The organism is Ethanoligenens sp. (genome assembly GCF_047718355.1).
Taxonomy (GTDB): domain Bacteria; phylum Bacillota; class Clostridia; order Oscillospirales; family Ethanoligenentaceae; genus Ethanoligenens.
Map to the genome: position 1 here is coordinate 1 of NZ_JBDNLG010000118.1, position 6,973 is coordinate 6,973.

Annotated in this window: 5 protein-coding genes; all 5 read left to right on the forward strand. The window is 56.4% G+C overall.

Going from position 1 to position 6,973, the window contains the following annotated elements:
- Window positions 1-198: 198 nt before the first annotated feature.
- Complete coding sequence (locus ABF463_RS13305; RefSeq protein WP_415534318.1) at window positions 199-1,995, forward strand: ribonuclease J; 1,797 nt, start codon at window positions 199-201, stop codon at window positions 1,993-1,995.
- Between the two features lie 52 nt (window positions 1,996-2,047).
- Window positions 2,048-4,018: a DHH family phosphoesterase gene (locus ABF463_RS13310; protein WP_415534320.1), complete on the forward strand. Its 1,971-nt coding sequence runs from the start codon at window positions 2,048-2,050 to the stop codon at window positions 4,016-4,018.
- A 130-nt stretch (window positions 4,019-4,148) separates the two neighbouring features.
- Window positions 4,149-4,598, forward strand: a complete 450-nt coding sequence (rplI, locus tag ABF463_RS13315) for a 50S ribosomal protein L9 (protein ID WP_415534322.1) — start codon at window positions 4,149-4,151, stop codon at window positions 4,596-4,598.
- Window positions 4,599-4,658: 60 nt separating this feature from the next.
- Complete coding sequence (dnaB, locus tag ABF463_RS13320; protein ID WP_415534324.1) at window positions 4,659-6,008, forward strand: replicative DNA helicase; 1,350 nt, start codon at window positions 4,659-4,661, stop codon at window positions 6,006-6,008.
- On the forward strand, window positions 5,995-6,973 hold a 979-nt coding region (tilS, locus tag ABF463_RS13325), incomplete at its 3' end, for a tRNA lysidine(34) synthetase TilS (protein ID WP_415534326.1). The genes dnaB and tilS, both read left to right, overlap by 14 nt.

Sequence of the window (6,973 nt, forward strand, 5' to 3'; positions counted from 1 at the left end):
GTTGTATAGAGGACCAAAACGCGTTGTGTTTTGGCTCTCCATGCAACCATATGGGCACGCTGAAAAAAGTTTTGGCCGCACATTTCGCACGTTGCGGAACACATGCGGCTACTGTGTTTTGCCTTTTGACACGCGGCGATCGTCAAGAACAACCGTGTATATGTATATTAAAATTTTCCATTTTGGAGGTAACTGTCTGTGACTACAAACAATCCGGCAACGCCGGCAGCTCCGGAACATCCGGGCAATCCATCCGTTCCGGCGGCGAACGGTTCTCCGGCACCAAAGCGGTCAAATCCCCGCCCCTATCATCGTGGCAGGGGGCGCAGGCCATCGGTTAAACCGGGGCTGCCGATTCGCATTATTTCGCTGGGCGGGCTCAACGAAATTGGCAAGAACATCACCGCATACGAATGCGGTGACGACATTATCGTGGTCGACTGCGGTCTTGCGTTTCCCGACAGCGACATGCTCGGCGTCGATCTGGTCATACCGGACGTGACATGGCTGGTCAAGAACAAAGACCGCATCCGGGGCGTGGTTCTCACGCATGGACATGAGGATCATATAGGCGGCTTGCCTTATGTGCTCAAGCAGGTCAACATGCCGCTCTATGGCACGGAACTTACCCTTGCGCTGGTGGAGGGCAAACTCAAGGAACACGGGCTTTCCGGCAAAGTCAAACTGCATGTTGTCAAACCGGGAGACACCGTTAAGCTTGGCTGCATGACGGTCGAATTCATCAATGTCAACCATTCCATCGCCGGCTCGGTAGCGCTGGCTATCAACACCCCGGCGGGCCTGTTCATTCAAACAGGAGATTTCAAGATCGACTGCACGCCCATTCACGGGGAAATGATTGACCTTGCGCGTTTCGGCGAACTGGGTAAGGAAGGCGTGACCGGTCTGCTGATGGATTCGACCAACGCCGAACGGACGGGCTATACCCTCAGCGAACGGAAAGTTGGCGAGGCGTTCGATACCTTGTTTGCCAAGGCGGAGGGAAAGCGGCTGATCATCGCCACCTTTGCCTCCAACGTCCACCGCGTGCAGCAGATTGTGGACTATGCACAGAAATATGGGCGTCACGTTGCGGTTTCAGGGCGCAGCATGGTCAATGTTTGCGGCATTTCCGCAGAACTTGGGTATCTGAACGTGCCGGACGGACTGATCGTGGATATCGATGAGATGGAACGGTTCCCAAAAGAAAAGATGGTCCTTGTGACCACCGGCAGTCAAGGCGAGCCCATGTCGGCCCTTTATCGCATGGCGTATTCCGACCACCGCAAGGTGTCTGTCGGACCGGACGATTTTATTATTATCTCCGCCAACCCCATCCCCGGCAATGAGAAAACCGTGGGTCGCGTGGTCAATGAACTGATGCGGTTGGGCGCGGAAGTGGTCTATGAGGAAGTGCACGTTTCCGGCCATGCCAGGCAGGAGGAACTCAAGATCATCATGTCGCTTTGCAAGCCGAAGTACTTTATTCCGGTACACGGCGAATATAAGCATTTAATGAAGAACAAAGCGCTGGCGCAGAGCATCGGCATCCCGGATAAAAACATCATCATTTCTGATATCGGCAAGGTGATGGAATTCGATAAAGGCAACTTTAAATTTGTGGGAGCTGTACCCGCCGGGCGCGTGCTGGTAGATGGCACCGGCGTGGGAGATGTCGGCTCCATCGTCTTGCGGGACCGCAAACATCTCGCACAGGACGGGTTAATCGTGGTGGTCGCTACAATCGATGGTTCAAGCGGATCATTGGTGTCAGGGCCGGATATCGTGTCCCGCGGGTTTGTCTATGTGCGTGAATCCGAATCCTTGATGGAGCAGACGCGGCTGACTGCGCGCAATGTTTTGCAGGACTGCGCCGACGCGCATGTAACCGAGTGGGGTACCATCAAGTCCCGCGTGAAAGATGCGCTTTCGAAACTGCTGTATGAACGCACCAAGCGCAGTCCGATGATTCTGCCCGTTATCATGGAAGTGTGACGGATTTGCCCGCCTGTTTGGGCGGGCATTTTGTCTGGTGGGGAAGACAGTTATGAAAAAGAAAAAACGCATTTGGCAACTGACGCCGGCCATCATTCTGGCCATCACGGTGCCGCCCGCTATCTCGCTGATCAGCCTGTGGTGGGATTATAAGGTGGCACTGGGCGAGTTATGCGCTTCAGTGGTGGTGATTGCGGCGGTCTATTTGGGCCTGCGCGGCGTGCGGCATGACATGCGTTCGCTGGTGGCCAAGACTGCCGCCGAAATGGACCCGCGTGACCGCAATGCCATGCAGCTTTTTCCTCTCCCGCTGGTAGTAGTGGGAGAGTGTGGTGAGATCGTACTGTATAACGAGCCGTTCCGCAAGCAGGTTCTCGGGGGAATCGACCAGTTTGGCGCCGACCTGAAAAGCATCGTGAAAAACCTAACCCCGGCCTCTTTTGCCAAAGCAGGTACGGCGGTGGATGTGGTGACCAAACGGCGGCGCTTCACGGTCTATGGCAACCAGATGGAACGCGGATTTTACACACTCTATTGGGTGGAAAATACCGAGCTGAAAAATATCGCCGATGAATTTCGCGAAAGCCGCCCGGTTATTGCTATGATTATGATTGACAACTACGACGAACTGATGCAGAATGCGCGCGAAGGGGAAAAGGTTAGCATCGTCAGCCAGATTGAAAAAGAACTGGTGCGCTGGGTTTCCGGTACAACCGGTTTTCTGCGCCATGCAGACCGTGATAAATACCTGTTTATATTTGAAGAGCGTCATCTGCGCAAGATCGTGGAGAGCCGGTTCGACATTCTGGATGGCGTGCGCAAAATCGTGGCGGGCGAACATATGCCTGCGACCCTTTCCATCGGTGTGGGGCGCGGCGGCAAGACATTCGGGCAGGCCGAGGAGATGGCGAGGCAGGCGCTGGACATGGCGCTCGGGCGCGGCGGCGATCAGGCGGCTGTCAAGACATCCAACGGGTTTGAATTCTACGGCGGCGTGTCTAAAGCGGTGGAAAAACGCACCAAGGTCAAGACCCGCATCATTGCGTCGGCATTGGCGGAACTGATCGACGGCAGCGACAATGTCCTCATTATGGGGCACCGCAACGGAGATCTTGATTCTCTGGGGGCGGCAGTCGCTTTGCGCAAAGCCTGCATATCACGCGGACGGGACGCGCGTATCGTAGTCGATTTGAAGACCTGTTTGGCTGCCGGTTTTGCCGAACAGCTGCGGCAAAACGAGGAAGGCTATGCCGACGCGTTCATCGCTCCGGAGGAATGCCTGATGCTGGTGATGCGCAAAACACTGCTGATTGTGGTGGACACACACCGCAAGGGCTTTGTGGAGTCGCAGGAACTTTATCGCGTGGCGCGCACGGTCGTGGTTATCGACCATCACCGCAAAATGGTGGATTTCATCGATAACGCCGTTATTTTTTATCACGAGACGTATGCGTCCTCTTCCAGCGAAATGGTGGCGGAGCTGATGCAATACATTGCGGACAGCGCGGTCACGTCGGTGGAGGCGAGCGCACTGTTGGCCGGCATGACGCTGGATACCCGCAATTTCTCTGTGCGCACCGGCGTACGCACATTTGAGGCGGCGGGATACCTGCGCCGTAAAGGGGCGGATACCGCCCGCGTCAAGCAGCTGTTTGCAGGGAGTATGGGGGACTATCAAAAGCGCACGGCACTGGTCAGCTCCGCACGCATCAACAAAGGCTGCGCCATTGCGATGTATACCGGCGAGCCCGACCCCGACATCAAGCTGATTGCGCCGCAGGCGGCAGACGATCTGCTCACTATCAGCGGCGTGCAGGCGTCTTTTGTACTGTATGCCGATGGGAATGGAACAGCGATGTCCGCCCGCAGCATGGGTGCGGTGAACGTCCAATTGGTGATGGAAACATTGGGTGGCGGCGGACATTTAACAATGGCAGGTGCGCAGCTGCCGGATGTTCCACCTGCGGAGGCGGGTGAACGCTTGGAGCAGGCACTGGCCCGGTATTTTGAAAACAACAAATAATCGGCGCATGGCAGATTGCCTGTTTGCGTGTGGGATGCTATAATGAAAACCACCGACCGGCGCAAGCGCCGGTTTTGTGGAACATGCGGCGGGGCAAGACTGCCGCCGCTTTGAAACGGAGGGTCTGCATATGAAAGTGATTTTGAAATCGGATGTCAAAGGCAGCGGGAAAACCGGGGAACTTGTGGAAGTATCCGACGGATATGCCCGTAATTTTTTGTTGCCGCGCGGGCTGGCAGCCGAGGCCAGTTCTCAGGCGATCAATGACCTGCGCGGTCGCGAAGCTGCCAAAGAGCACCGCGCCGCCGTCGAAAAAGCCGAGGCTGAAGCCACGGCGAAAAAATTGGACGGTGTGGTGGTGCGTGTTACGGCCAAATCGGGTGAGAACGGACGGCTGTTCGGTGCGGTAACCGCCAAAGAGATTGCTGCCGCTGTCAAGGCGCAGTTTGCCGTGAGTATCGACAAACGCAAGATTGTGCTGGACGGTGAAATCAAGGCGTATGGCACCTATCCGTTAGAGATTCGCCTGCACCCCGGTATCGGCGCCAAGCTGTCGGTCGCGGTGGGCGAACCGGGTTGAACGATTCAATCCATGTGCCATTTTTCTATGGATTTTAATAAATGAGAGCGGAGGGAACAAATGGCCGCTGAGGAGTCAAACGAACTGCTGGGGAATGTTCCGCTCCCATACAGTCTGGAAGCGGAACAATCGGTGCTGGGCGCGGTCTTGCTGGAGCCGACTGTCCTGACACAATTACTTGATGTTCTCAAGGCGCCCTATTTTTATCTCGCGCAGCACCGCGCTATTTATACCGCCATGGTGCGGATGTTTTCCGCCAGTGAATCCATTGATTTTGTCACCCTGCTCAACACGCTCAAAGCGGAGGGCGTGTATGACGAGGCGGGTGGCAAAGCCTATCTGCTTTCTTTGCTTCAGATGGTGCCGTCCGCCGCCAATGCGATGGCCTATGCGCACATCGTCGAGGAGAAATATTATCTGCGCAGTCTCATCCGTGTCTCCAAAGAGATTATCGACGCGGCGGTGCAGGAAACTGATGACGTGCGCGCCGTGGTGAACATGGCGGAACAGCGCATCTATGATATCCGGCAGGACAAGGCCGGCGTAGGCCTGCATCACGTGAAGGAAGTCATCCTCGAAACGTATGACCGTCTGAAAAAGATCAGTGGGGCAGACAAAAAGGATTTCCTTGGGATGTCCACCGGCTTTTCGGAGTTGGACCGCTATATCACCGGCTTGAACCGTTCCGATCTGATTTTGCTGGCGGCGCGTCCTGCCATGGGCAAATCGGCATTTGCGCTCAACATTGCGCAGAACGTGGCGCGTGCGGGCGGCAAGGTGGCATTTTTCTCTCTGGAGATGACGCGTGAACAAAATGTTTCACGTATGCTGTCCGCGCAGGCGCGGATTGAAAGTACCAAACTGCGCACCGGCGAACTGGCGGCGGACGAATGGGTGCGCCTTGCCGAAGCTGCGGACACAATGTCCAAATGCGCACTCTATTTTGACGACACCTCTGGTATTACAGTGCCGGAAATCAAGGCGCGCTGCCGCCGTTTGCGGGACATCGATCTGGTGGTTATTGATTATTTGCAGCTGATGTCCTCGGGGCGGCGTATTGACAATCGTGTGCAGGAGGTTTCAGAAATTACGCGAAGCCTGAAGATTATGGCGAAAGATCTGGACGTGCCGGTACTCACATTGTCCCAGCTCTCGCGCGGCACCGAGTCGCGTACCGGACATCGTCCACAGCTTTCCGACTTGCGTGAATCCGGTTCAATCGAGCAGGACGCCGATATCGTCATGTTCCTCTACCGCGAAGACTATTACGAGCAAAATGAGGAAAACCATAATCAGGCGACCTGTATGGTGAGTAAAAACCGTCACGGCGCGGTGGGAGATATCCCGCTGCACTGGGACGGCGCGCACACGGAGTTTACGTCTATGGAGCGGCTACATGAAAGCGCTTGAAACCATTGACCGTCTCCATATGCTTACAGACGGCGACATCGTTCTGGCCGCTTTTTCGGGCGGAGCGGATTCCTCCGCACTGCTGCATCTGCTTTGTACGTTAAGGGAGGAACACCGCCTGCGTATATTCGCCGCACATGTCAACCACGGTCTGCGGGGAGAGGAATCCACCCGTGACGAGGCGTTTGTCCGCGCGCGTTGTGAGGCGTGGGACGTGCCGTGTTTCTTCCTGCACGTGGATGTGCGAACCGAGGCTGCCAAGACCGGCGAGTCGGAAGAACTTTGCGGACGGCGGCTCCGCTATGCATTTTTTGCGGAAAAATCCAAAGCATTGGGTGCGAAGATCGCCACGGCGCACACGCTGAGCGATAGTGTGGAGACTTTGTTCCTCAATTTGGCAAGAGGCACCGGATTGGCAGGCTTGTGCGGCATCCCGCCAGTGCGCGGGAATATTGTGCGCCCGCTTATTGAAACCTCCCGTGCGGAAGTAGAGGCCTACTGTGCGGCAAACGGGCTGGCATATGTGACCGACAGCACCAACATGTCCCTTGCTTATGGGCGCAACCGTGTTCGGCTGGAGGTGATCCCCGCCTTGCGCACACTCAACCCCGCGCTTGAACAGACAATGCTGCGTGATATGCGTCTGTTTGCACAGGATGAGGCGGTGCTTTCCGAATTGACTGGCACACTTCTGCGGGATGCGGCCGTGCCGGGGGGCTGGACGGCATCGGTGCTGCGTGCATCCCCGTTGCGCGCGCGCGCGCTGGCGGCGGCTGCCGCGCGTGCAACCGGTTTTCGACTGGAAGAAGTGCATGTGCAGGCGCTGGAAACCTTATTGCAGACAGGCGCCGGGCGCACACAGCTACGGGGTGGTTGGTTTGCCGAACTGCGGCACGGTCTGTTGGCGTTCATCCGCCCGAATACGCATACACCGGAAGCGTTTTGCAGGCCGCTGATGCCCGGTA